22 protein-coding genes are annotated in these 22,510 nt (G+C 66.0%); 12 read left to right on the top strand and 10 right to left on the bottom strand.

The genetic code is table 11. The features are described from left to right. Positions 1 to 11 precede the first annotated feature (11 nt). The 11 genes from rimI (at position 12) to NET02_RS11860 (ending at position 10,174) form a co-directional block, all read left to right on the top strand. Positions 12 to 677 carry a ribosomal protein S18-alanine N-acetyltransferase gene (gene rimI / locus NET02_RS11910; protein ID WP_284057638.1) on the top strand — a complete coding sequence of 222 codons (666 nt, stop codon included), beginning with the start codon at positions 12 to 14 and terminating at the stop codon, positions 675 to 677. Continuing rightward, on the top strand, positions 674 to 1,774 hold the full coding sequence (gene tsaD / locus NET02_RS11905) for a tRNA (adenosine(37)-N6)-threonylcarbamoyltransferase complex transferase subunit TsaD (RefSeq protein WP_284057637.1): 1,101 nt from the start codon (positions 674 to 676) through the stop codon (positions 1,772 to 1,774). Before rimI ends, tsaD begins: the two co-directional genes overlap by 4 nt. Positions 1,775 to 1,799: 25 nt before the next feature. After that, positions 1,800 to 2,579 (top strand): inositol monophosphatase family protein, encoded by a 780-nt coding sequence (locus tag NET02_RS11900; protein WP_284057636.1) that lies wholly within the window; start codon positions 1,800 to 1,802, stop codon positions 2,577 to 2,579. Further along, complete coding sequence (locus NET02_RS11895) at positions 2,569 to 3,525, top strand: histone deacetylase family protein (protein WP_284057635.1); 957 nt, start codon at positions 2,569 to 2,571, stop codon at positions 3,523 to 3,525. Before NET02_RS11900 ends, NET02_RS11895 begins: the two co-directional genes overlap by 11 nt. Then, positions 3,522 to 4,166, top strand: a complete 645-nt coding sequence (gene hisH / locus NET02_RS11890; protein ID WP_284057634.1) for an imidazole glycerol phosphate synthase subunit HisH — start codon at positions 3,522 to 3,524, stop codon at positions 4,164 to 4,166. Before NET02_RS11895 ends, hisH begins: the two co-directional genes overlap by 4 nt. Continuing rightward, entirely contained in the window at positions 4,163 to 4,909 is a 747-nt protein-coding gene (gene hisA, locus NET02_RS11885; RefSeq protein ID WP_284057633.1) for a 1-(5-phosphoribosyl)-5-[(5-phosphoribosylamino)methylideneamino]imidazole-4-carboxamide isomerase, read from the top strand. Before hisH ends, hisA begins: the two co-directional genes overlap by 4 nt. Beyond that, positions 4,909 to 6,033 carry a coiled-coil domain-containing protein gene (locus tag NET02_RS11880; protein ID WP_284057632.1) on the top strand — a complete coding sequence of 375 codons (1,125 nt, stop codon included), beginning with the start codon at positions 4,909 to 4,911 and terminating at the stop codon, positions 6,031 to 6,033. Before hisA ends, NET02_RS11880 begins: the two co-directional genes overlap by 1 nt. Beyond that, entirely contained in the window at positions 6,033 to 6,797 is a 765-nt protein-coding gene (hisF, locus tag NET02_RS11875; RefSeq protein WP_284057631.1) for an imidazole glycerol phosphate synthase subunit HisF, read from the top strand. Before NET02_RS11880 ends, hisF begins: the two co-directional genes overlap by 1 nt. Before the next feature lie 291 nt (positions 6,798 to 7,088). Next, a complete protein-coding gene (locus tag NET02_RS11870) occupies positions 7,089 to 8,387 on the top strand; it encodes a C40 family peptidase (protein ID WP_284057630.1) in 1,299 nt (432 codons plus the stop codon). Between the two features lie 315 nt (positions 8,388 to 8,702). Continuing rightward, positions 8,703 to 9,278 carry a DUF1326 domain-containing protein gene (locus NET02_RS11865; RefSeq protein WP_284057629.1) on the top strand — a complete coding sequence of 192 codons (576 nt, stop codon included), beginning with the start codon at positions 8,703 to 8,705 and terminating at the stop codon, positions 9,276 to 9,278. Between the two features lie 86 nt (positions 9,279 to 9,364). After that, positions 9,365 to 10,174 (top strand): DUF2182 domain-containing protein, encoded by an 810-nt coding sequence (locus tag NET02_RS11860; protein ID WP_284057628.1) that lies wholly within the window; start codon positions 9,365 to 9,367, stop codon positions 10,172 to 10,174. A gap of 61 nt (positions 10,175 to 10,235) precedes the next feature. Here NET02_RS11860 and NET02_RS11855 read toward each other — a convergent pair whose 3' ends face one another. From NET02_RS11855 to NET02_RS11840, 4 genes are all read right to left on the bottom strand, one after another. Further along, on the bottom strand, positions 10,236 to 11,126 hold the full coding sequence (locus tag NET02_RS11855) for a DUF2705 family protein (RefSeq protein ID WP_284057627.1): 891 nt from the start codon (positions 11,124 to 11,126) through the stop codon (positions 10,236 to 10,238). Then, positions 11,123 to 12,052 carry an ABC transporter ATP-binding protein gene (locus NET02_RS11850; protein ID WP_284057626.1) on the bottom strand — a complete coding sequence of 310 codons (930 nt, stop codon included), beginning with the start codon at positions 12,050 to 12,052 and terminating at the stop codon, positions 11,123 to 11,125. The genes NET02_RS11855 and NET02_RS11850 overlap by 4 nt, the downstream gene beginning before the upstream one ends. 19 nt (positions 12,053 to 12,071) lie before the next feature. Continuing rightward, entirely contained in the window at positions 12,072 to 13,145 is a 1,074-nt protein-coding gene (gene recA, locus NET02_RS11845; protein WP_284057625.1) for a recombinase RecA, read from the bottom strand. Positions 13,146 to 13,257: 112 nt separating this feature from the next. Beyond that, a complete protein-coding gene (locus tag NET02_RS11840; RefSeq protein ID WP_284057662.1) occupies positions 13,258 to 13,584 on the bottom strand; it encodes a cyclic-di-AMP receptor in 327 nt (108 codons plus the stop codon). Between the two features lie 123 nt (positions 13,585 to 13,707). Between NET02_RS11840 and NET02_RS11835 the strand changes: the two genes are divergently transcribed. Then, on the top strand, positions 13,708 to 14,553 hold the full coding sequence (locus NET02_RS11835; protein ID WP_284057624.1) for a hypothetical protein: 846 nt from the start codon (positions 13,708 to 13,710) through the stop codon (positions 14,551 to 14,553). Here NET02_RS11835 and NET02_RS11830 read toward each other — a convergent pair. The 6 genes from NET02_RS11830 to NET02_RS11805 all read right to left on the bottom strand — a co-directional run bounded on the left by NET02_RS11830 (position 14,456) and on the right by NET02_RS11805 (position 22,444). Then, positions 14,456 to 16,219, bottom strand: a complete 1,764-nt coding sequence (locus NET02_RS11830) for an ABC transporter ATP-binding protein (protein ID WP_284057623.1) — start codon at positions 16,217 to 16,219, stop codon at positions 14,456 to 14,458. The two genes, NET02_RS11835 and NET02_RS11830, sit on opposite strands and share 98 nt — an antisense overlap. Continuing rightward, positions 16,216 to 17,211, bottom strand: a complete 996-nt coding sequence (locus NET02_RS11825) for an energy-coupling factor transporter transmembrane component T (RefSeq protein WP_284057622.1) — start codon at positions 17,209 to 17,211, stop codon at positions 16,216 to 16,218. Before NET02_RS11825 ends, NET02_RS11830 begins: the two co-directional genes overlap by 4 nt. Then, the gene (locus NET02_RS11820; protein WP_284057621.1) at positions 17,208 to 18,164 is read right to left on the bottom strand and encodes a hypothetical protein; all 957 of its coding nucleotides are present in this window, start codon (positions 18,162 to 18,164) and stop codon (positions 17,208 to 17,210) included. The genes NET02_RS11825 and NET02_RS11820 overlap by 4 nt, the downstream gene beginning before the upstream one ends. Beyond that, on the bottom strand, positions 18,164 to 19,690 hold the full coding sequence (locus tag NET02_RS11815; protein ID WP_284057620.1) for a prenyltransferase/squalene oxidase repeat-containing protein: 1,527 nt from the start codon (positions 19,688 to 19,690) through the stop codon (positions 18,164 to 18,166). Before NET02_RS11815 ends, NET02_RS11820 begins: the two co-directional genes overlap by 1 nt. A gap of 691 nt (positions 19,691 to 20,381) precedes the next feature. Then, complete coding sequence (locus tag NET02_RS11810) at positions 20,382 to 20,645, bottom strand: hypothetical protein (protein WP_284057619.1); 264 nt, start codon at positions 20,643 to 20,645, stop codon at positions 20,382 to 20,384. Between the two features lie 119 nt (positions 20,646 to 20,764). Beyond that, positions 20,765 to 22,444, bottom strand: a complete 1,680-nt coding sequence (locus tag NET02_RS11805; protein ID WP_284057618.1) for a thiamine pyrophosphate-binding protein — start codon at positions 22,442 to 22,444, stop codon at positions 20,765 to 20,767. Positions 22,445 to 22,510: the final 66 nt, after the last annotated feature.

The following is a 22,510-nucleotide window of genomic DNA, read 5'->3' as shown; positions in this document are numbered from 1 at the left end:
GTGCCATCGTGATGTCAGCCCCGGCGGATGGAACTGAGCGGATTTACGTGCTGGCGCCGATGGAGAGCGACGATGTGCCGGAGGTGTCGCAGCTCGAACGGCGATGCTTCAGCAATCCCTGGCCGGAGTCAGCATACTACCGGGAGCTTCGAGAGCCGGAGCGCAATTACTACATCGTGTTGCGCCAGGAGCTGGCGACAGCGGGTGAGCCCGAGGCCGAGCGAGAGGACGCTCGAGGGCCGCTAGCGCTCCTGCCACGCCTGCGCCGGCCGGTGCGGCTGGCTACGCGCCCGCTGGTCGGGTTCGCCGGAATGTGGACACTGTATGGTGAGGCTCACGTGACCACGATCGGGGTCGCGCCGGAGCACCGGGGACTCGGTCTCGGCGAGGTGCTCTTCCTGACGCTCGTCAGCGAGGCGATCCGGCGTAACGCCGAGTTCCTCACACTCGAGGTCAGAGTATCGAACCGCGCGGCGCAGTCGTTGTACGAGAAGTACGGACTCACCAGGCAGGGCGTTCGCCCACGCTACTACAGCGACAACGCGGAGGATGCCTATATCATGACTTCGCCCTCGCTGCGAGATCCGGCCTACCGGCAGCATTTGCTGGAGCTCAAACGGCGACTGGTGGAGCGTTTGGCACGCGAGCGGATCGATATCGTGGAGCGGTCGGCGTGATTATTCTCGGCATCGAAACGTCGTGCGATGAGACCTCGGCAGCCGTCGTTCGCGACGGTCGCTGGGTCCTCTCCAATGTCATCCGGTCGCAGGTGGACCTGCACAAGCGGTATGGAGGGATCGTCCCTGAGCTTGCCTCGCGCCGGCACGTGACGACGATCATCCCAACGATCGACCTGGCGTTCGAGGAGGCAGGGGTCGGCCCCTCGGACATCGACGCGGTCGCGGTGACCGAGGGGCCAGGACTGGCGGGATCGCTGCTGGTCGGGATCAATGTTGCCAAGACGCTGGCGTATGTCTGGGAGAAACCGCTGATCCCGGTCAACCACCTCGAGGGACACATCTACGCGAACTGGCTAACGCTCCCGGGTCAGCCGGAGGTCGAGCCGCCGGTATTTCCGCTCGTCTGCCTGATCGTCTCCGGCGGGCATACCGAGCTGATCTTGATGCGCGGGCATGGCGACTACGCGCTGCTGGGTCGCACGCTCGACGACGCTGCCGGTGAGGCCTTCGACAAGGGAGCGCGCGTACTCGGTTTGGGATTCCCCGGAGGGCCAGCGATCCAGCGCGCATCCGAGCAAGGGCGCGCCGGGCGCTACCCGCTGCCGCGTGCCTGGTTGGGCGACAGCTACGACTTCAGCTTCAGTGGTCTGAAGACCGCGCTGCTCCGCACCGTGGAGCAGTACCGCCGGCCAGTGCAGAGCAGTCGCCGCTCTTCGTCTCGGCAGCCATTCCCGGAGTACGAGCCCCCGGTCTACTCTGCCAATATGCCGGTCGCCGACCTGGCCGCTGAGTACCAGGAAGCGATCGTCGAGGTGCTTGTCGAGAAGACGGCGCGAGCGGCCCGTGACTTCCGTGCTTCGATGGTGCTTCTGGCTGGCGGGGTCGCCGCGAACGCCCTGTTGCGGCGCCGGTTGACGGAGGCCGTGAGTGTCCCCGTGCGCTACCCGCCGCCGATCCTGTGCACCGACAACGCCGCGATGATCGCCGGCGCTGCCTATTTCCTCTACCAGCGGGGCGTCACCGCGGGCTTGGATCTCGACGTGCAGGCGCAACTCCCACTGGTGACACGGACGCTGATCCGCGCGCAGGCGTGAAGGCGAGCGGGAAGGGGAACTGGCGATGGCCTACTCTCCGCGGAGCGTCGCGGTCGAGACCGCACTATCGGCCGGGCGGTTGCTCCGCGAGCGGCTAGGACAGGTTCAGGAGATCCGATTCAAGGGCACTGTCAACCTGGTTACCGAAGTTGACATGGAGAGCGAGCGGCTGATCGTCGGGCGAATCCAGGCAGCGTTTCCCGAGCATTCGATCTTGAGCGAAGAGAGCGGAGCAAGCTCTACTGAACAGGACGCGCGCTACCTCTGGGTCGTCGATCCCCTGGATGGCACAACCAACTATGCGCATGGCTATCCGCTGTTCGCCGTGTCGATCGCGTTCATTGTCGACGGCACGCCAGTGCTCGGCGTCGTCTACCAGCCGGTGCTCGACGAGCTGTTCCTGGCAGAGCGAGGCGCCGGAGCGTACCTCAATGGCCGGCGTATCCAGGTCTCCGACCAGGAGACGATGATCATGGCGCTCCTAGCAACCGGCTTCCCGTACGATCTGGAGCGCCGCAAGCGGGCGCTGGCGCACTTCGGTCGCTTCACGACGCTTACGCGGGCGATACGGCGCGATGGCTCGGCAGCGCTCGACCTGTGCTACGTGGCTGCGGGCCGCTTCGACGGCTTCTGGGAGCCAGAACTCGCGCCGTGGGACACAGCGGCTGGCGCGCTGATCGTGCGCGAGGCCGGGGGCCTCGTGACCGACTACGCGGGTCGTCCCCTAACGCTCGACTCGACTAGTTGCGTGGCGTCCAACGGCAGGCTGCACCAGCAGATCCTGGACGTGCTGAATGCCGACTGATTTGATCACCTCCGATCGATTTCTCCTCCACGAGACGTACGGTCATCCTGAGCGGCCTGAGCGCCTGCGCGCGATCCAGGAGCGGCTACGACAGGCGAAGCTGCTCGAGGGGCGCGCGGTGCTGGAACCTGAGCCAGCTTCAGTCGAGACGCTTGCGCTGATCCACGACCGGGCTTACATAGCCGAGATCGAAGCCTTTGCCCGCGCGGGAGGCGGCTGGCTCGACCCTGATACGTACGTCTGCCGCGAGTCCTACGAGGTGGCGCTTCTGGCCGTGGGTGCCGCCGTCCAGGCAGTCGACCGGGTAGTCGATGGCCAATCGCGGCGGGTATTCGCCCTGGTGCGACCTCCGGGGCACCACGCCGAGCCGCGGCGCGCGATGGGCTTCTGCCTCTTCAACAACATCGCGGTGGCCGCTCAATACGCCCTCGTGTGCCGGGGCCTGTCGCGCGTGGCTATCCTCGACTGGGACGTGCACCACGGCAATGGGACACAGACCGCGTTCTACGAGACGGACACGGTGCTCTTCATCTCGTTGCACCAGTGGCCGTTGTACCCGGGAACCGGCCGCGGGGACGAGATCGGGCGAGGACGCGGGTTCGGCTACACGCTCAATCTGCCGCTCAGGCCGGGCACCGGCGACGAGGGGTACCTCGAGCTCTTCGATCAGGTCATCGGCCCCCGCCTGGCCCAATACCGTCCCGAGCTGCTGCTGGTCTCGGCCGGCTTCGACGCGCATCGCCTCGACCCGCTGGCCAGCATGGACGTCACCGAGTTCGGCTTTGCGGGCATGGCCGTGCGGGCGCGTCGATGGGCCGACGAGCTGTGCGGAGGCCGGCTAGCTCTGGTGTTGGAAGGGGGCTACAATCTGACTGCGCTGGCAGCGAGCGTGGAAGCCACGCTGCGCGCGCTGGACGACCCTGGACCAGACGGGAGCCCGGAATGAGCATCGTGGTCGTCGACTACGGCGCCGGAAACCTCGCGAGCGTCGTGAATGCGCTGGAGCGCATCGGCGTCGATGCCCGCGTTACGCGCGATCCCTCTGTGATCGGCGAGGCCGAGGGAGTTATCGTGCCGGGCGTCGGCGCGGCCCAAGATACGATGGCCCATCTCCGGTCCCATGGCCTGGTGCCAGTCTTGCTCGAATCGATCCGGGCGGGTACGCCGTATCTCGGCATCTGCATGGGTATGCAGGTCCTGCTCAGCGTAAGCTACGAGGGCGGAGAGCATCCCTGCCTGGACGTGATTCCCGGGGTCGTACGCCGGCTCCCAGCAGGACAGCCCATCCCGCACATGGGGTGGAACTCGGTCTGGCAGGTACAGCGACACCCCCTGTTCCGGGATATCCCCGATGGTGCCGACTTCTACTTCGTGCACTCCTACTACGTGGATCCGAGCGATCGGGCTTGGCATGCCGCGGAGACCGAATACGGCGTCCGCTTCCCCTGCGTCGTTGCGCAAGGCAACGTCATGGGCACCCAGTTTCACCCGGAGAAGAGCGGTCGTTGGGGACTCCAGCTCCTGGCCAACTTCGTCGAGCTGGTGCGCGCGGCGTCGCGCTCGGTCATCGCGGAGGCGCCAGCGTGATCGTGATCCCGGCTCTCGATCTCAGGGATGGCCGCTGCGTACGGCTCGTTCAGGGCGACTTCGGCCGGGAGCGCACGTACTCCGACGACCCGGTACAGGTGGCGCGATCCTGGCAGCACCGAGGAGCGCCCTGGCTGCACGTCGTGGATCTGGACGGGGCGAAGGAAGGCTACCCCGCGCAGTTGGAGCTGGTCGAGCGCATCGTCGCTGCGGTGCCGGGGATGCCGGTGCAACTGGGCGGCGGCTTGCGGACCATCGAGCACCTCGACGCGGCCTTCGCGGTCGGGATCGCTCGCGCGGTGCTAGGGACCGCCGGGGTCGAGTCGCCCGAGCTCGTGGCGCAGGCTGTGGAGCGATTCGGCGCTGACCGGATCGTGCTGGGAGTCGACGCGCGGCGTGGCCGGGTCGCCGTGCGTGGCTGGCTGGAGCTTACCGATCTTCCTGTCGAGGCCGTGATCGTCGAGGCGCGCGCGCGTGGGATAGAACGAGTGATCTACACCGACATCGAACGCGACGGCACGCTGAACGCGCCGAACTTCGACGCGATCGCTGCGGTTGCCCGGCTCGGGGTCGACGTCATCGCGTCAGGTGGGGTGGCCGCGTGGGAGCATCTACGGCGTCTAGCTGAGATTCCTAAGGTCGAGGCAGCGATCGTCGGCCGAGCGCTGTACGATGGGTCTCTCCAGTTTGCGACGCCTGCGGACTGGCACATCACTGGGAGTACCGGTAAAGGACGGGGATGATGGATTCGCGGCCTGAGCGGGCTGATCTCATCAACCTGGCACGCGACGAAGAACGGCGGCGCCGCGAGGAGGCACGCCAGCAGGCGTTGCAGGCCCAGATCGACGAGCTGCGTCACCTGATCCGCGAGCTCGTCAGTCGACAGCTACGCCTGGAGGAGGAGCTGAAGGCAAGCGAGGCCGACTGGGCGGAGCAGCGGCAAGCGCTGGAGCAGCACCGGCACGAGGTGGCGCAGGCAGCGCAGGCGCGCCAGCTCGAAGAGGCACGATTCCGCCAGCAGCTCACCGAACTGTCACAGCGCATCGACGAGTCCACGCGCCCGATCCGGTCGCTGCAAGCGCACGTGGCTGAACTGCTGGAGGCGGTGCGCCGGCAGCGCGAGGATACCGGGCAGGATACCCGGCGATACGATGAGCTCCGCATCCTGATCGACCACCTTGCGTCGCACGTCGAGCGGCTCTCGGTCGTCGGGCAATCACTGCGTTCCTCAGTGGACGCGGTCACGGCTGAGGTGGAGCGGCTGGGCCGTGACCTGAACAAGGTGCACGATGGTCTGCGGATCGTGGAGCAGGAGGTCCGGAGGCGCGTAACCGAGGTATTCCAGGAAGTCGAAGCGCTCAAGCCACCGATCAAGGAGGGGCAGGCGAAGCACCAGATGCTCCAGGCCCAAATCGAAGGACTTCGCGAGGACTTTGCGACGATCGATCCCCGATTCAGCGAGTTGTCGTTGGAAATCGACCGACTGGCAGCCGAGATCGAGCGGTTGCGCTCGCACGCGCTCGAGCGCGACGAGCTCGCGAACGAGCGGCTGGAGGAGCTTCGACAGCAGATCGACGTGCAGTTCCGCGATATCACGGCGATCGCGGAACAACGCCATAGTCGCACCGGAGAGCAGCTCGATCAACTCGCGGCGGCGGATCGGGAGCTCACCTATCGAGTAGACTTGATCGAGGTCCGGCTCGAAGAGCTGCGCGAAATCGACCGCCAGTTGCGGAGTGAGCTTTGGCGCCTGCATGAGCAGCGGGCGCGGCTGCGCCTGGAGCAGGCTCAGCAGGAGCTCGAGCGCATCATCGAGGCACGCCAGCAGATGGAGCGAGCAGAAGGTCGCGCCGGGGAATCGTCCTGATGCTGAAATACCGCGTTATCCCCTGCCTCGACGTCACTGGAGGCCGGGTCGTCAAAGGAGTCCAGTTCGTTAACCTGCGCGATGCCGGCGATCCGGCCGAACTGGCCGCCCGCTACGATGCTGAAGGGGCGGACGAGCTCGTCTTCCTGGACATCGCTGCCACGAGCGATGGCCGGGAGACGATGGTGGATGTGGTGCGACGCACTGCGCGCCAGGTGTTCATCCCGCTGACCGTGGGTGGCGGAGTGCGGTCACCGGACGATATGTACCGCCTGTTGAGAGCTGGAGCCGACAAAGTAAGCGTCAACAGCGCCGCGGTTGCGAACCCCGATCTTATCTCGATCTGCGCTCGCCGCTTCGGCAGCCAGTGTGTCGTGCTGGCGATCGACGCCCGCCGCCGGCCGCAAGGTGGCTGGGAGGTCTATACGCATGGCGGTCGCCGGCCGACTGGGCTGGACGCGATTGCCTGGGCACGCCATGGCGTGGAACTGGGAGCGGGCGAGATTTTGTTGACCAGCATGGATGCCGACGGTACGCGAGCTGGCTATGATGTGGAACTCTTGCGAGCCGTCGTCGATGCGGTACCGGTGCCGGTGATCGCCTCGGGTGGAGCCGGCACGCTCGACCACTTGTACGAGGCACTGGCGCTCGGTGGCGCTCAGGCCGTCCTGGCGGCTTCGATCTTCCATTTCGGCCAGCACACGCTTGCCGAGGCCAAGCGATTCCTCGCAGAGCGTGGACTGCCGGTTCGGCAGAACTGGTAACCGATCTGCGCAGCGTACAGGCGTGATTCCCCCGTCTTGATGCCATAAGGACATAAGTACCGGGTCACTAGTTGACAAGCACGTTCTTATCGTGGTAGCCTGCGGACAAGGTGGTAGCGTGCGGGGACGGCGCTACCGTGCGGCAAGCAGAGGAGAGGGAGACTCGAGCGAAGCTGGCAGATGACTCGTTTCCTCGTGTTCCCTGCCGGGAGGCGAGGTTAGCGACAAGCAACGCGTACCGTACCGCCAAGGCGCCAGCGAGCTAGTTGACCTAGGGGAAGGGGAGGTCGATTGGGGAAGCGGCGACAGCGCCCCACGTGGGTGTACGCGGTTCTCGCCTCGATCATCGGTCTGTTCCTCACAGTCGCTCCAGCACTTGCTGATACCGACCTCGTCGCCGGCGACGTGGGCATCGTGACCCGAACCAACGGGGACGGCGTCAATGTCCGCGCAGAGCCCGGCTTTCAGGGAGCCCCGGTGACTGCGTTCGCCGAGGGGACACGTGTCCTCGTCGAAGCAGGACCGCAGGCGGCTCCTGACGGCACGCTGTGGTACAAGGTCAGCCGTGACGGGGTAAGTGGCTGGGTCATCAGTGACTATCTTTCCCGGGCCCTGCCCGCCGCTGGTGACGTGGCTGTGGTTCACGGAACGGATGGCCACGGCTTGCGGCTACGCGATGGAGCGAGCTTTGGCTCGGCGACGGTGACGATCATCCCCGAAGGGGCCGAAGTCTCGGTCACCGGGGAGACAGTGAGTGACGGTGAGGGGAACTCCTGGACGCCAGTCACCTATGCTGGCACCACCGGGTACGTGTTCAGCTCGTTCCTAGCGGTGAAAGTGGGCGGCGCAGTGGCGCAGTCCCAGGAAATGCAGACCGTGTCGGAGCCCAGCTCCTCCGCCGGCATCGCCGTCGGGGGCAACGTCGAGGTCGTAAACACTGATGGCCAGGGGCTGAACATCCGATATGACGCGGGCTACGGTGCTGCCATCGCCACCGTTGCGCCCGAGGGCACAGTGATGCGGATTATCGATGGCCCGCGAACGGACGACCAGGGGATCACCTGGTGGGGTGTGGACTACGCCGGCATCCAGGGTTGGGCACACGGCGGGTACCTGGCGCCCACCGAACGAGAGCCTGAGCAGCCTACTGCGCAGTCTGCCGCCGCGCCGTCCAGCTCAGACGATTCCGGGCAGGGTGCCACGCCTCCCAGCGGCCTCGGCGAGCAGATCGTCGCCACGGCGATGCAGTATCTGGGCTATCCATACGTCTGGGGCGGAACTACCCCCGCTGGGTTCGATTGCTCCGGCTTCGTTTACTACGTGGTGAACCAGGTGACGGGTGGAGGCTTCCCGCGTGGCCTGGAAGGTCAGGCTGTGAGCGGTGTCTATGTCGATCCCGACAACCTCCAGCCGGGCGATCTCGTTTTCTTCCAGAACACCTACATGTGGGGACTGTCGCACGCGGGCATCTACATCGGCAATGGCCAGTTCATCCACGCGGCGAACGAGTCGACAGGAGTCGTTATCAGCAATATGTGGGACGGGTACTGGGGGCCTCGCTACTACACCGCTCGCCGCATCGGTTCCTGACCGGGATGTGCTGGGATGTGCTGGCAGAGCCGTCGCCGAGATAGCTGAGAGATCGTAGTCGCGTCCTTTGTCGGATAGGACCTCGACGCGCTGGCGTGGCCGCTGGTGGCTACACCAGCGCTCTTCTGTCAGGCAGCGCCTGACCCCGAGCGGTGCCGCCGAGCTGGCGTCGTGTGCAACCCGTTGGGTGCAAAGTGAACACCTATTGAGCAGGAGTTGATCTGTTCAGCGGATCGAACATGTTCTACATGTTCTTCATGACGTTTCTCTTCACACCGAAGGAGCTGAACAATGGCTTGGTAGGTCTCGGGACAGATGCTCGAGGTGTGTAACTGCAAGCTCCTATGCCCTTGCTGGCTCGATGTGACCGTCCAGCCGGATCAGGGCTGGTGCGGGACGGCGATTCTCTTCGATGTCGAGCAGGGTCGCTCAGACGGTGTCGACCTCTCCGGCCGCCGGGTCGTTATGGCTGGGAACATCCCCGGCCCGTTCGCTAACGGCAACTTCACGATCCGCTTCTACATCGACGCCGGGGCGACGGAGGAGCAGCGGCGGGAATTGGAGGCAATCTTCTCGGGCCAGAAGGGCGGGCCGATGGCCGCGCTCGGACCCGCCGTGTCGAAGCTCTTGCCGACCGAGGTTGCCGACATCGAACTCCAGCGCAACGGCGCGATCACAGCCACGATTGGGCAGGTTGGCCGTCTAGAGTGGGCTCCGCGCCAGGGTGCAGGCGGACGAGCGACACGCGTGGAAGCGGCCGAGGCGATGGCCGTCTTTGCGGTGGCAGACGGGCAACCGGCGAAGACGACCGGTAGCAGGTGGTCGGATCCGGAGATGCCCTCCTGGCAGGGCGATTCCGGCATGATCAGCCGTTTCTCGTGGCAGGGATGAGCCGTCCAGGGTGCTGAGTGGGCTACGTCCTTCGCCGTGCTCGTTCCAGCGCGATGGTGAAGCCGGCGAATCGAGGAGACGGGTCAATGGGTGAGGCATCGACGGAGAAGCCGGCTGGAACCGCCTCGCTACCGGCCCCGCTACGCCGTGAACGCGCGATTATTCTCATGCTGCTGCTGGTCCTCGCTGCCGTAAGCTGGCTCGTGCTTCTTCGCTGGCGGCCTGGGGTGGGAGGCGAGGAGATGATGGGCCCGACCATGGGCCTGGGACCGTTGCTCTTCCTCGCCGTGTGGGGCGTCATGATGATCGCGATGATGTTCCCGACCGCGGCGCCCATGATCCTGATGTTTACTCGCGTGCAAGCCGCAAAGCGTAAGCAGGGCCAGACGTTCGTACCCACCTGGGTCTTCGTGGCAGGCTACCTGATCATCTGGATCGCGTTCGGGATACTGATCTATGGTGTGGCCCTCGCCGCCGAGCGTGCCATGCAGGGATCGGCCTGGCTCAGCATGAACGCGGCGAGGGCCGGCGGCGCGCTCATCGTGGCTGCCGGGCTCTACCAGTTGTCACCGCTGAAGCGGTCCTGCCTCGCGCATTGCCGCACTCCTCTGCACTTCGTCCTTACCCGCTGGCGCGATGGCTACCAGGGCGCGCTCGAGATGGGGCTTCGCCACGGTCTCTACTGCCTCGGCTGCTGCTGGCTTCTGTTCGCGATTCTCCTGCCCCTCGGCCTGATGAATGTCGGGCTGATGGCGCTGATCACCCTGCTGATCTTCGCCGAGAAGTCGTTGCCGATCAGCCCACACGCCCGCGTCGCCGCCGCGGCAGCCCTCATCGCGTATGGCGCCATCGTCCTGGTCTTCCCGGGCGCTTTGCCGACTGCGATGGCCATGTAGCAACGCGTGGGCCGGACGAGCAGTGCGCTCTGTGGACGTTCACAGCCATGCCATAGCCTGGCTACGCGGGGCGGAGGGTGATATCCCTGCTCCGTAGCGACAGGATGCCGATGATGATGAACAGGATCGTGTAGCCGACGAGGATGAGCGCGGCCCGGTACGGGTGCTCGATGACGGTCTCCTGTGCCAGTGGAGAGAGGGCGCGCGTGTTGAGGCCGGTCAACCGGTCGGCATTGGCACCGATGGCAGTGGCGTTCACCAGGTCGATTAGTTGCCCCAGACCACCGTCGGCCACCGTTCGAAGTGCGGTGAAGGCTGCCAGGCCCACCTCTTCGACGATCAGGTAACCGAGGACGACGGCCATGGCGATGGCGGGAGAGCGGAACAGAAGCGCGAGCGCGACGGCTGCTGCAAGGTAGGGGAGCATCGCCAGCAGCGAGCGACCCACGCCAAAAACGAGCTCCCGCGCCATACCGAGATCGAGCCAATCGAGCGGAATGCGTCCCAGGTGGATCAACGAAGCAGCCGCCGAGAGCACGAAGGCCAGAACGATCGTCGCGAGCAGCCAGATCACTGCCACGAGAGCTAAGACGAGGATCTTGGCCACGACGACAGCTTGCCGGTCTGCGCCGCGAGCGAACAGCGGCACCACTGTACCCCAGGAGAACTCGCTGCCGGCCACGCTCGCACCGACGACGGCCAGCGCGAAGATTCCCAGACCCGGAAGGAAGTTGAGCCCGTTCGCCAGTCCTCCTGGCAGCACGGTGAGATCGACGAAGAGCTGACCGGGTCCGGCCTGGTCACCGCCGGCTCCCTCCGGAGCTGGGAGAAACGCGAGAACGATCAGGAGCGCCTGCACCGTGGCCAGGATCGCGAGGACGATGCCCAGGGCGATCCAGGTCATCGGCCGGCGCAAGACCTTGATGAGCTCGGCCCGGAAGATACCGCTCACGCGCCTGGCCTCCCATCCGTTGTCTCTCCGGTAACTTCGGCGAACAGCGAACGGAGAGATTCGCGCTGGGGCATGAGCTCCACCGGGTAGATGTCGTGCCGGGCGAGGAAGGCGCTCAGCTCGCCTGCCTGCTCCGGTGCAGCCTGCAGGACGAGGCGGCCGTCTTCGACAGCGATGTTGCCGATCCAGCCAGGACGGTCTGCTCCGCTGAGCAGTGTAAGCGCGCGCTCGTCGTCGGTGGTGCGTAACAAGATTCGCGCGCTCGCGCGTAGGAGGTCGTCGAGCCGGCCGTCGGCGACGATCCGACCCCGGTTGATAATGATCACCCGCTCGCAGATCTCCTCGACATCACGCAACAGATGGCTCGAGAGGAGGATCGCTTTGCCGCGGGCGGCGAGCTCGCGCAGCAGGTTGTGGACTCGCTGCTGGCCGTGTGGGTCGAGACCGTTAGTCGGCTCGTCGAGCAGCAGCAGGTCGGGGTCGCCGAGTAGGGCGTTCGCGAGCGACAGCAATTGTCGCATGCCCTGCGAGTAGGTCTTGAACGGTCGATGCGCGTTCTCGGTGAGCCCGACCTGCTCGATCAATCCATCGATCTGCCTGGCGTCGACGCCGTACGTGGCGGCCATGACCCGGAGGTTGTCGCGACCACTGAGGTAGGGGTAAAAGGCCGCGACCTCCGGCATCAATCCGACTCGACGAAGCAGATCACCGTTGCGTCTCTCGAGCGGCTGGCCGAACAGGCGGATGGTTCCGGACGAGGGCTGGATCAGGCCGGACAGCATGCCGAGCGTCGTTGTCTTGCCGGCACCGTTGGGCCCGAGCAGTCCCACGAGCTGGCCAGGGTAGAGGGCGAAGTTGGCAGCATCGACCGCTCGCTTGTCGCCATAACGCTTGGTCAGCTTCTCAACTTCGACCGCCGCATCCACCGCGCCGACCCAACAGCCCCTACGACTCCGCCTCGGCGAACAGATTCCCGAGCAATGGCTCGGCCTCTGCCGACTCCTCGCCGCCGCCGTCGTAGTGAATCCGATGGCGCAGCTCCGGCGAGGCCTGGCGGATGCGCTGCTCGATCTCTGCCATCAGCTCGGGATTCGCCTTGAGGAATGCCTTCGCGTTCTCCCGTCCCTGACCGAGACGCTCGTCACCCAGATAGTACCAGGCACCGCTCTTGCGAATGATACCCAGATCGGTCGCGACATCGAGAATATTGCCGGCGATCGAGATTCCCTCGTTGTACATGATGTCGAACTCGGCCTGGCGGAATGGCGGCGCGACCTTGTTCTTGACGACCTTGACCCGTGCCCGGATACCGACGGTGTCGGCGCCTTCCTTGATCGCATCGATCTTCCGGATGTCGAGCCGCACCGAGGCGTAGAACTTGAGGGCATTGCCTCCGGTGGTCGTCTCCGGATTACCGTACATCACGCCGATCTTCATCCGGAGCTGATTGATGAAGATCACCGCCGTCTTGGAGCGGCTGATCGCGCCGGTGAGCTTGCGCAGGGCCTGGCTCATCAGCCGGGCTTGGAGCCCTACGTGCGCATCCCCCATCTCGCCCTCGATCTCAGCCCGTGGCACCAGCGCCGCAACCGAGTCGATGACGACGACATCGACGGCACCGCTCCGCACCAGGGTCTCGGCGATCTCCAGAGCCTGCTCACCGGTATCCGGCTGGGCGATCAGGAGATCGTCGAGGTCGACTCCCAGGCGCTCGGCATAGACAGGATCGAAGGCGTGTTCGGCATCGATGTAGGCCGCCACGCCACCCATCTTCTGGGCCTGCGCGATCACATGGAGAGCCAGTGTTGTCTTACCGCTGGCTTCGGGACCGTAGATCTCGGTAATCCGGCCGCGGGGGATGCCGCCGACACCGAGTGCCAGATCGAGCGCGATAGAGCCGGTCGGGATGACCTCGACCTGGAGGCGAGAAGCGTCCTCGCCCATGCGCATGATCGAGCCTTTCCCGAACTGTCGCTCGATCTGTGAGATAGCGAGTTCGAGCGCGCGCTCTCGGTCCATGCTCGCTTACCGCCTTTCCTGCTGCGTGCTCATGAAGTAGAACCCATGTTCGAGTCCTGGCCAATCATACGAGATGAAGACCGGGAAGTCAACGCCCGTAGCCGGTTTAGGATCACTCGCCGAACCGCTCGACACGCTCCACCGGCAAGACGAAAATGATCGCTCCTCCGACCTCGACTTCGAAGTTCTCTGGCAGGTAGAGCAGCCCTGGCTCCAACGCCGGTGCGTAGGGCACCACGACCTGCTTGCGCCGGCGGCACACGCGGCGGACAATGGCGGTCGCTCGGTTCACCTCGTGGTCTTCGACGCAGAGGAGCAGGCTGGTGTTGTCGCGACGCAGCAATGCGCCGGTGCTGGCGATGCGGGTGACGCGAAACCCTTCCTCGACCAGCTCACCGACGAGCCGGTCGGCGTCCTCGTCCTGGACGATGACCACCATCAGTTTCACCCGTCACTCCTTGCCTGCCCGCGTCTGCGGCTGATCCACCCGGCAATCTCCAGTATAAGATGGCGCAAGTGCACGGGCAACGACCGCCGAAACGGTCGGGACAGGGAGGTAACTGTGGAGGATCGACCTCGTGCACTCTGCGCGGCGCCGGCCGGGTGCGCCTTCCTGCTGGTACTTCGAGAAGCTGGCGTGCCGCAGAGCCAGGCGCCTGAACCAGCCCTCTGTCACGCCGCTTCGGCCATCGCGATCAGCGCGCTGACAGTTTGGCGCGCCGACCATAACCGAGCTCTCCGAGCCGTCCTGGCGGAAGGTCCTCAACTCGTCACGATGGCCCGTGCCATTCTCGCCCAACCTCGAGCGAAATGGTGGTTCGGCCCGCTCGACCGGACGTCGCAGCTCTGGATCTCGCGCCGGGGCCAGCCCCCCGTGCCTGAACAGCTCGTCGTTCCTTGCACAGCGCCGGATGCCTGGGAGCGATATGCGCAGAAGCCCGCCAGCGGCTTGTTCACATCTACCCTTATCGGTGGCTCCAGTGCCGTTCTGGCGGCGCTGGCGCTGGGCGCAGGGGATTACCAGGTTCCCCTGCCTCTGACCCTCTATCGGCTGGTCGCATCACCGAGCGCACGCGTCTTCGAGGTCACCGGTCCAGAGGACTGGCACCGACTCTGCACCAGCTACCCGGCAGGAGGCGAGGATGGCCGCCTAGTGCCGCACTGGTCACGCGTGGCCCAGGACTGGGACGCCGTTCACCTGACGTTCGGCGGGCTGCTGGCCTCGGAGCAGGTCCGCGTCGAGACACGAGAGGGCTGGACCGAGCTCTGGGGGTGGGACTTCGAACAGACAGTGTGGCTCCGCTGGTGCTTTACCGACGTAACTCGACTTCCTGATCTGCACGCGTTTCCGAAGCCTCCGGTGGCACTGCGCCTCCCCTCGCAGATCCGTGGCTCGCCACCAGCCTAGGCGAGCGTTCTACGCCGGGGCGATCCTGTCGGGAGGTTCTCGCGGTCTCCCTCGGGCGGGAAGACTGGCACGTCGCCACGAGAACGTCTTCGACGGTCAGGAAAGATCCCCCGAACACGCGGTTGATCTGCGAGCTGTAGGCCAGGGTACCAGCGAGGAGCTCGGCTGGCGTCCCTTCAGCCACGACGCGGCCTGCGGCCAGGAAGACGATCCGGTCAGCCCAGGTGGCCGCGAACTCGACATCGTGGGTCGCGACCACGATGGCCCGACCCTCCGATGACAGTTCCCGAAGAAGATGCCCGAGGTTCGCCTTGCGCTCTGGGTCGAGGCCGCGGGTCGGCTCATCGAGCAGCAGGATCGGCGGACCGCCGACCAGCACAGCAGCCAGAGCAGCGCGCTGCCGTTCCCCTCCACTGAGATCATAGGGATGGCGGGCAGCGTGCCCCGCTAGCCCCAGCCGCTCGAGCGTCCACTCTACCCCGTTGTCCCGGTGCCCGCGAGCGCGGAGCGTCACCAGCAGCTCCTCGCGCACGGACTCGCTGAAGAGGATGCTCGCGGGATGCTGGGGAACGTAGCCGACCATTCGGGCGAGCTCTATCCTGGACAGGCGAGCTGCATCGCGACCGAGGACAACGACGCGACCCCGATCAGGCTTTTGGAGTCCGTTGATCTGCCTCAAGAGCGTGGTCTTGCCGGCCCCGTTGCGGCCCATCAGGACCGTAACCGTACCAGGATAGATCGCGAGCGATACGTCTTCGAGTGCCCATCCTTGGCTCGCTCGTACCCAGATCCGCTCGAGCTCGACGACCGGTGGGCCGTCCGGGCGGCGAGCGCTGGGGGCAGGATCGCCTGCCCAGAGAACCGGCCCATGACGACGCGCCTGCTCTCGTGCTTGCCGGACCGTGAGCGGCACTGGTCGCCAGCCTAACGCCAGGCTTAACCGAACGAGCGGCGGCGGCCAGGGGAGCTCGGGCGCGATTGCCTCCGGCGAACCATCGCGTTCCAACCGGCCATTCGGACCGAGGAGCGTGATCCGGCTACACAGACCCAGGACGCGCTCGAGCCGCTGCTCGGCTAGCACGATCGTCAACCCCAGGTCATCGACCAGCCGCCTGAGCGCGTCGATAACTGACTCAGCCGCCCAGGGGTCGAGCTGCGAGGTAGGTTCGTCGAGGGCAAGGATGCGCGGCCGGAATGCGAGCGTCGCGGCCAGCGCGACTCGCTGGCGCTCGCCACCCGAGAGGGTCTGCAGCCGGCGGTCTCGCAGGTGAGCGATCCCGAGCAGGTCTAGAGCTTCCTCCAACCTAAGCCGGATCGTCCGCTCGTCGTAACCGAGATTCTCGAGGCCGAAAGCAATCTCGTCGGTTACTCGATCGAGCAAGGTTTGCGACTCGGGGTCCTGCGCGACGAAGCCGACCTGCCGGCTGAGCTGCGCGGTGCTCTGTTCTCGCGTATCCAGGCCGGCGACCAGTACCCGACCCCCGAAGGTGCCACCGTGGAAGTGTGGCACTAACCCGTTCAAGCTACGCAGCAGGGTGGTCTTGCCGGACCCCGAGGCGCCGGCGAGCAGGACGAATTCCCCTTCTTCTACCCGCCAGCACACGTCCTGGAGGGCAGCGGTGTCCTGTCGTGGGTAGCGGTAGCTGAGATACTCTGCCTGAATCATGAGCGTCCCCCGGACAGCCAGAGAGCGGGCGCAGCCAGCGACAGGTAAGCCAGTCCGATGACCGGCTGGAACGGAGGCCATCGCAACCACGGGTAGGTGCTGTACGACAGTTGCTCGGGTGCCAGAGCCAGGGTGCCGATCAAAATCACGATGCTGCCCAACACCACCGCGAGCAGACCTTTCTCCCGACGGTACCAGCGCAGGCGCCGGACACCTGTCCAGGTACCTCGGCCCATAAAGCAGATCGCGAGGCTAGCGGCGAGAAGACCCGTTCCGGCCAGCCGGCCGTCTCCCGTAATCATGCCGAGCACCAGGATGCAGAGACTCCCGAGCGTGGCGAGCATCAGCCAGCGCGCCTGCCGCGAGGGAGCGTCGGCGCCGAAGCCGCGGCACTCGAGAGTTTCGGCGACCGCGATGGCGTGCTCCAGCCCGCGGTGCAGCACAGGCACCAGGATTGCGCGGAGGCGAAGCGCTGCCGGGCCGGAGAGCCCGCGTGCCTGCTGGGCCTCCTGAACCTCGCGCACGGCGCGGGCGGCCATCGGTAAGGCCGTGAGTGCCAGGGCCAGGCTGGTGGTGGCGGAGCCGAAGGCGGGCGGAACGAGGCGCAAGGCCTGAGCGCGGTCGAGCGCGCCGTCGAGCACCGCGCCCGTAATCAGGAGAGTCAGGAGCACGATTGCTGTCAGTAACCCGTAGAGCACGGCGTTGAGCGTGATCGGCCCACCGACGATCGGCCAGCCCGAAGGCAGGCGCCCGAGTACCAAGTCGCCGACGTGCGCGGTCAGGGCGTTGAAGACGATGCTAGAGATCGCGACGACCAGGCCGATCTGCAACGGCAACCTGGCCGGTGGCCGGCCGAGCGGCCGGCGTAGGTTGACTGCGAGGTAGGTGCTGACCGACGCTGCCAGCGCGAGGCTCAGATACAGCGGGTTGCGCGTGACCGCGACGCCGAGCATCGTGGCCGCAGCCCACGCGAGCCAAATCAGCGCGTTCATGTGCCGCTGCCTTCCGACGAGTCGTCGCTGCGGCGCCACGCAAGCCACCCCGCCAGGCCGAGCAGAGCCGATAGCATGGCTGCGAAGAAGAAATAGTTCGAGACTTGAGATGACGCTTGAGGCGAACTGGAGGGCGCTGCTGGCGTAGGCTGGGCAGCCGGCGTGTCCGCTCCCAGGGCAGTCGACGGGTTAGCCGGTGACGGCGCCGGCACCGGAGTTGCACGGGCAGTTGCCGTTACCTCAGGTGTACCCGGCATAGGAGCCGCCGGCGACGGTGTGTGTGTAGCCAGCGCTGTCGGAGAACCCTCGGGCTGGGGCGTAGCGGTCCCAGCTACTGGGGACAATACCGGGGTGACAGGCGGCGGCGTGCTGGTCGGCGCGGGCGGCGCTGGCGAGGACGGGGCGAGTGGAGTCGCGGTCGGCTCAGTGCTGGCCGAGCGGTCCACGCCGTGTTGGGCCGCGATCTCGTCGATCGAGATCGCGGGCAAGCCGCTCTCGCCGCTCGTCCAGGACCAGCCATCGACATCGCCGTCACGCACCTGCCGATTCGATGGCCCGACCTGCTGCAAAACCCACGTTCCACCCGGCTCCAAGCGAAAATAGTGCCAGTAGTAGGCCGGCGAGGCATAGCTCTGGCAGAAGCAGTTGTCGGCCGGGCATCCTTCGCCGTCGATGGCGCAGACTGCTGTCCCCAGCCCGCCGAAATTGGCCAAGGCCAGGGCTGCACCGGAGCGCATCAGTAGCTCCAGCCCGGTGATCTCTGTTTCGGTGAATTCGACGTAGTAGGTGAACACACGGCCGTCGCCGTGGCGAATGACCAGGCCAGCGCCGTTCGGCCGCTGGGCAACGACATCGCCGGGTGCCGCCGCCGGCAGAGCCAGGGCGAAGGCCAGGGCAAGCGCCAGCAGGGCCCGAGCGACGGGTGACGGCCGGTGACCAGCGAGCCGGCGCATCAGCGAGCCTCGACGACCTCAGCGCCCAACCGGCTCAACAGCACGTCGTACCGCTCGGACCAGACCCCGGGGTGCCACTCGAAGCGCGCGCGTTCGAAGTACTGCACCACTGTCCCGTCCTCGTTGAACTCCTCACTGATCGGATAGCCGAACACGGCCAAGCCGCCGAAGGACTCCCAGTACGCGCGGAAGCCGGCGCAGAGGTTGTGGCCCGTCTCCGGGAAGTAGAGGCAGTCGGGGCGGTCGATCGGGCTCGACAGTCTGAACGGTGACTCGGTCTCTCGCCCGACCGCGCGCTCGGAACCGAGGCGACCGAGCAGCACAAGCGCGCTTCCGTCGCTCCCACGGTGCAGCTCGAAGCGAGCCCGCTCGAAGTACTGCACCGCTGTCCCGAGGGCTGGCTCGTAGTAGGGCCTGGTCAACGGGTACCCGAAGTTGGCCAGCCCACCGTTCGACTCCCAGAAGGTACGGAACACGTCGCACACGTTATGGCGTGTGACCAACTCGTATGCGCAGTGTTCGGAGCTGCTCGGGATCTCATCGGCTCGTGCCCGATCGACCAGCGAGACATCCGAGTCGAGAACGGGCAGGGCTCTGCCGGCCAGCGCCGGGATGGCCTGGAGCGTAGCGAGCAAGCTATCGTCTGGGGCGTCGTCACGCCAGCGCAGGGCGCCACCTGGGTTCTGGAAACGAGCCAGGGCGTCGAGCGCGTGACGCCAGTCCGAGCTGTTCGGGTCTTCGCCGACGGCCAGAATGGCCTGCACAGCGAGCGCGGTCGAGTTGGCATCTCCAACCAGATGGTCGACTCCGGGCTGGTAGGCGAACGAGCCATCTGCTGCTTGTGCCGAACGCAGGTACGCCAGGCCAGCGGCGATCGCCTGGTGGTCTCGAGGTAGACCGGCGGCGATCAGCGCCTGGATGACGATCGCAGTCGTATTGCTGTCTCCTGCGCCGGGGTCGGTGCTGCCATCCCAGGCCCAGCTTCCGTCGGGCCCCTGGCGGCTCAAGACTGCCTGGATCGCTGCCGGTGGAACCTGAGGGACCATGTTGTCGGTTGCCGCGGCGATAGCCATCAGCGCGTAGGCATTAACGAAGAGTTGGGGATCGTACAGTCCGGTCTGCGTGTCGTACGCGCCTTCGATGCGCGCGACCAGATCCACGCCGCCGAACTGGCGGGGATCTGCCCCGGCAGCGATGACGGCCAACGCCAGCTTGGCGGCGCCACCCGTGGTCGAGCTGTAGCTCTCGGCCTGCGTGAGCAGGAACTCGAGCGGGCTCTTGCCACCTGCCCTCACGCTCTCAACTGGGATACCAGTAGCCACCAGCGCGTAGATTGCGTCGGCTGTGGTCGAGGGGTCGCTTTCACCGCTGAGCCCAGCGAAGCCACCATCGGGTCGCTGCTGGGAGCGCAGCCACTCAACTGCGTCGGCCAGGGCTGCCGCCGGGGCCAGGTTGGCCGATGCAGGCACGGCCGGAACGAGGAGCAGCGCCCATGCGAGGACAATTCCGATAAGGCAGCGTACCATGATCCCTCCACTTCACATCCGCAGCGCCACGAGCTGCTCGAGGCCAGCAGGGCGATCGCCTGACGCAAGTCGAGCGACCGTAACGAGTCCTAGGGGGACAGGCGTGGTCCAGGTGCACGGTGACGACCCTGCACGGCGGCCCGGGCGATCGATCTCCAGCGAGTGAACAAAATGAAACAGCCCGCTCGGGGCGGGCTGCCGGTGGATCACTGTGATGAGGCACAGCGTGTCACTGGCGTCCTCCCCCCTTAGCTCGAGGCAGGTCGGACACGGCGGCGATGGTAGACCTGGCTTCGCCGCGCGCTCGGCGCGGCATCACAGTTGCGGCACAGCCCCGGACTTGCACCGGTGTTCCCCCATGTGGACCGGCTACTCCCCGTTGCCTGCTCTGGCTCGGGGACGAAGCCGGCACCCGCCGCCGTCTCTCTGACCGGCGATGGTAACGTGCACAACGGCCTGAACGGCCTGATGGAACTATCTTCGCCGCAGCGACTGGCCGTGTCAAGGCCTGCGCCGCACTTCGCTGGCAGAACAGCCGCAGCATGACGGGCACGTGTCGCTCTCGTCCTGAGACGCGATGGCACATCCGTGCTCGCTCATGTCCTTCTTGCTCCAGACGACACTGGCAATGCCCAGAGAGCCAGGGAGACGCGAAAACGGGGGACGAACGCCTGAGCCTGCTACCCGGCGCTCAGTGCTGGGGGCGTGACTGGCGTCGTCGCCCGTAAGCCTGCTCCAGCAAAATGTCGAGATCCTCGTTCGTAAACAGGTAGGTCTGCGGGGCCAAGTGCAAGCCTCCCTCGCGGCTGTCTCCGGCCACGTAGCCCTTCACGAGGAAGCCTTCTGGCGTTTCGACGATCGCGATCCTCGTGAACCGCTGACTATCCAGATAGTGGCCCAGCGCTCGAAACATATCCTCGTAACGCACACGATAACGCCCGGTATGGTCGAGCATCTCCCGCTACCCCTCTACTGCCGGGACGACCGGTGGTATGGATCACGCCGTTCGTACTGCAAGTCTACTGCATCGCCCGTGCCGCGCGCTTGCACAGGGGATGAGACACCGTCGCGGGATTAACGGAGCCGGTGGAACTCGTTGAAGCCAGGATGATGCTCCTCGCTATCCACCTGCACGTCGACGACCGCTGGTTGACCAGCATCGTTGGCTCTCCTGGCGCGCTCCAGGGCCGGTTCCAACTCATCGGGACGCTCGACGCGTTCGGCCCAGCATCCGGCTGCCCGCGCAACCGCGGTGAAATCGAACGTGGCGGAGAACTCAGTCGCGATCACTCGTCCACCGAGGGCCGTTCGCTGGGTCCAGCGCGGCCAACCGAGAGCCCGGTCATTGAAGACGACCCAGGTCACCGGTGCTTGCTCCTGCACCGCGGTGGGCAGCTCGTGCAAGCCCATTTGGAAGGCGCCATCGCCGGTCGTGCATACCACATAACGGTCGGGCCGCCCGAGCTTGGCCCCGATGGCGCCGCAAACTCCAAAACCCATGGCGGTCTGCTCGGCCGGCGGCACCACGCATCCGGGATCGAGTACCTGGTAGTAGGGCCAGTAGTAAGCCCACAAGTCCTGCGCACCGTTTTCCTTGACCAGGATGGTATTTCGCCCGAACGTCCGGTTGATCGCCCGCACGACGCGCTTCCCTCGGAGCGGCACGCGGTCGTCCGCGGCGTCGCGCTCCATCTGCGCCAGGGCCGCGGCCCTGCGCTCGGCGAGGTCGGCTAGCCTCGCCTGGTTGGGACGTAGACCAGCTTCGCGCGCAGCTACGGTTAGGCGCTCCAGAGTGAGACGCGCGTCGCCCTGGATTGCCAGGTCCGGGATCCAGTTCCGGCCGATCTCGGAGGCTTCGATGTCGATCTGCACGAATGTCGCCTGTGCTGGGAAATAGTGCCACGCACCCGACTGAAACTCCTCCATGCGCGAGCCGACGGTGATCAGAAGGTCCGCCTCCTCGTAGACCGATTTCGGGTACTCGGTGCGATAGAGCCCGACCAGCCCGGCGAAAAGTGGGTGATCCTCGCGCATGATCCCGCGCCCAGCGGGCGTCACCAGTACTGGCATGCCGAGCGACTCGGCAAAACGGTCGACGGCGGCGTAGGCCTGGGACAGAATTGCTCCGCCCCCGCAGACCAGTACGGGACGTTCAGCTTGCATCAGGAGCTTCACCGCCCGCTCGATGCGGTCGGGGTCCGGCGCCGGGCGCACAGCGTGGTCGGCCGGCCGGTAGTCGGGCATCTCGACAGCTTCGAGTGCGATATCCGACGGCAGTTCCAGGTAGACTGGGCCCGGCTGTCCGGTCGTGGCCAGCGAGACGGCGCGACGGAGCGCCCACCCGGCCCGCTCCGGTCGCTCTACGGTGACAGCCCACTTGGTGATCGGACGCATGATGGAGAGGTGATCGGCTTCCTGGAATGCGCCCATGCCGTAGGTGCGCGACGGCGCGCGTACTCCCAGTGCCAGCACCGGCGTGCAGCCCGACCAGGCTTCGAGGATGCCGGGCACCAGGTTGGCTACGCCCGGCCCGGGGCAGCCGAAGCAGCAGCCGACCTTGCCAGATACCCGCGCAAAGGCCATCGCCATGAAGGCTCCGGACGTCTCGTGGCGAACCAGTACCGCTCGAACGTTGGACGAATCGTACAGGGCGTCATAGAGCTGCTTCGCGCTACCAGGCAGTCCGAATACGTACGGGATGCCCTCTGCTTCGAGGCCAGCGACGATCTGCTGCCACGGCGTCCGGATAGCCACGACTCGAGCCTTTCACACGCGCGCTCATCCCCAGGAACTCATGGACGATCCAGCACCAGAATACCC

The sequence above is a fragment of the Thermalbibacter longus genome, assembly GCF_023806485.1.
Taxonomy (GTDB): Bacteria; Chloroflexota; Chloroflexia; order Thermomicrobiales; family Thermomicrobiaceae; genus Thermalbibacter; species Thermalbibacter longus.
This window is presented reverse-complemented; position numbering and strand designations above follow the sequence as displayed.

Coding starts and splice junctions, on each gene's coding strand:
- rimI (WP_284057638.1), top strand. CDS start 12: ATGTCAGCCCCGGCGGATGGAACTGAGCGGATTTACGTGCTGGCGCCG.
- NET02_RS11900 (WP_284057636.1), top strand. CDS start 1,800: ATGGCCTACTCTCCGCGGAGCGTCGCGGTCGAGACCGCACTATCGGCC.
- NET02_RS11895 (WP_284057635.1), top strand. CDS start 2,569: ATGCCGACTGATTTGATCACCTCCGATCGATTTCTCCTCCACGAGACG.
- hisH (WP_284057634.1), top strand. CDS start 3,522: ATGAGCATCGTGGTCGTCGACTACGGCGCCGGAAACCTCGCGAGCGTC.
- NET02_RS11880 (WP_284057632.1), top strand. CDS start 4,909: ATGGATTCGCGGCCTGAGCGGGCTGATCTCATCAACCTGGCACGCGAC.
- hisF (WP_284057631.1), top strand. CDS start 6,033: ATGCTGAAATACCGCGTTATCCCCTGCCTCGACGTCACTGGAGGCCGG.
- NET02_RS11865 (WP_284057629.1), top strand. CDS start 8,703: ATGCTCGAGGTGTGTAACTGCAAGCTCCTATGCCCTTGCTGGCTCGAT.
- NET02_RS11860 (WP_284057628.1), top strand. CDS start 9,365: ATGGGTGAGGCATCGACGGAGAAGCCGGCTGGAACCGCCTCGCTACCG.
- recA (WP_284057625.1), bottom strand. CDS start 13,145: ATGGACCGAGAGCGCGCGCTCGAACTCGCTATCTCACAGATCGAGCGA.
- NET02_RS11840 (WP_284057662.1), bottom strand. CDS start 13,584: ATGGTGGTCATCGTCCAGGACGAGGACGCCGACCGGCTCGTCGGTGAG.
- NET02_RS11830 (WP_284057623.1), bottom strand. CDS start 16,219: ATGATTCAGGCAGAGTATCTCAGCTACCGCTACCCACGACAGGACACC.
- NET02_RS11825 (WP_284057622.1), bottom strand. CDS start 17,211: ATGAACGCGCTGATTTGGCTCGCGTGGGCTGCGGCCACGATGCTCGGC.
- NET02_RS11820 (WP_284057621.1), bottom strand. CDS start 18,164: ATGCGCCGGCTCGCTGGTCACCGGCCGTCACCCGTCGCTCGGGCCCTG.
- NET02_RS11815 (WP_284057620.1), bottom strand. CDS start 19,690: ATGGTACGCTGCCTTATCGGAATTGTCCTCGCATGGGCGCTGCTCCTC.
- NET02_RS11810 (WP_284057619.1), bottom strand. CDS start 20,645: ATGCTCGACCATACCGGGCGTTATCGTGTGCGTTACGAGGATATGTTT.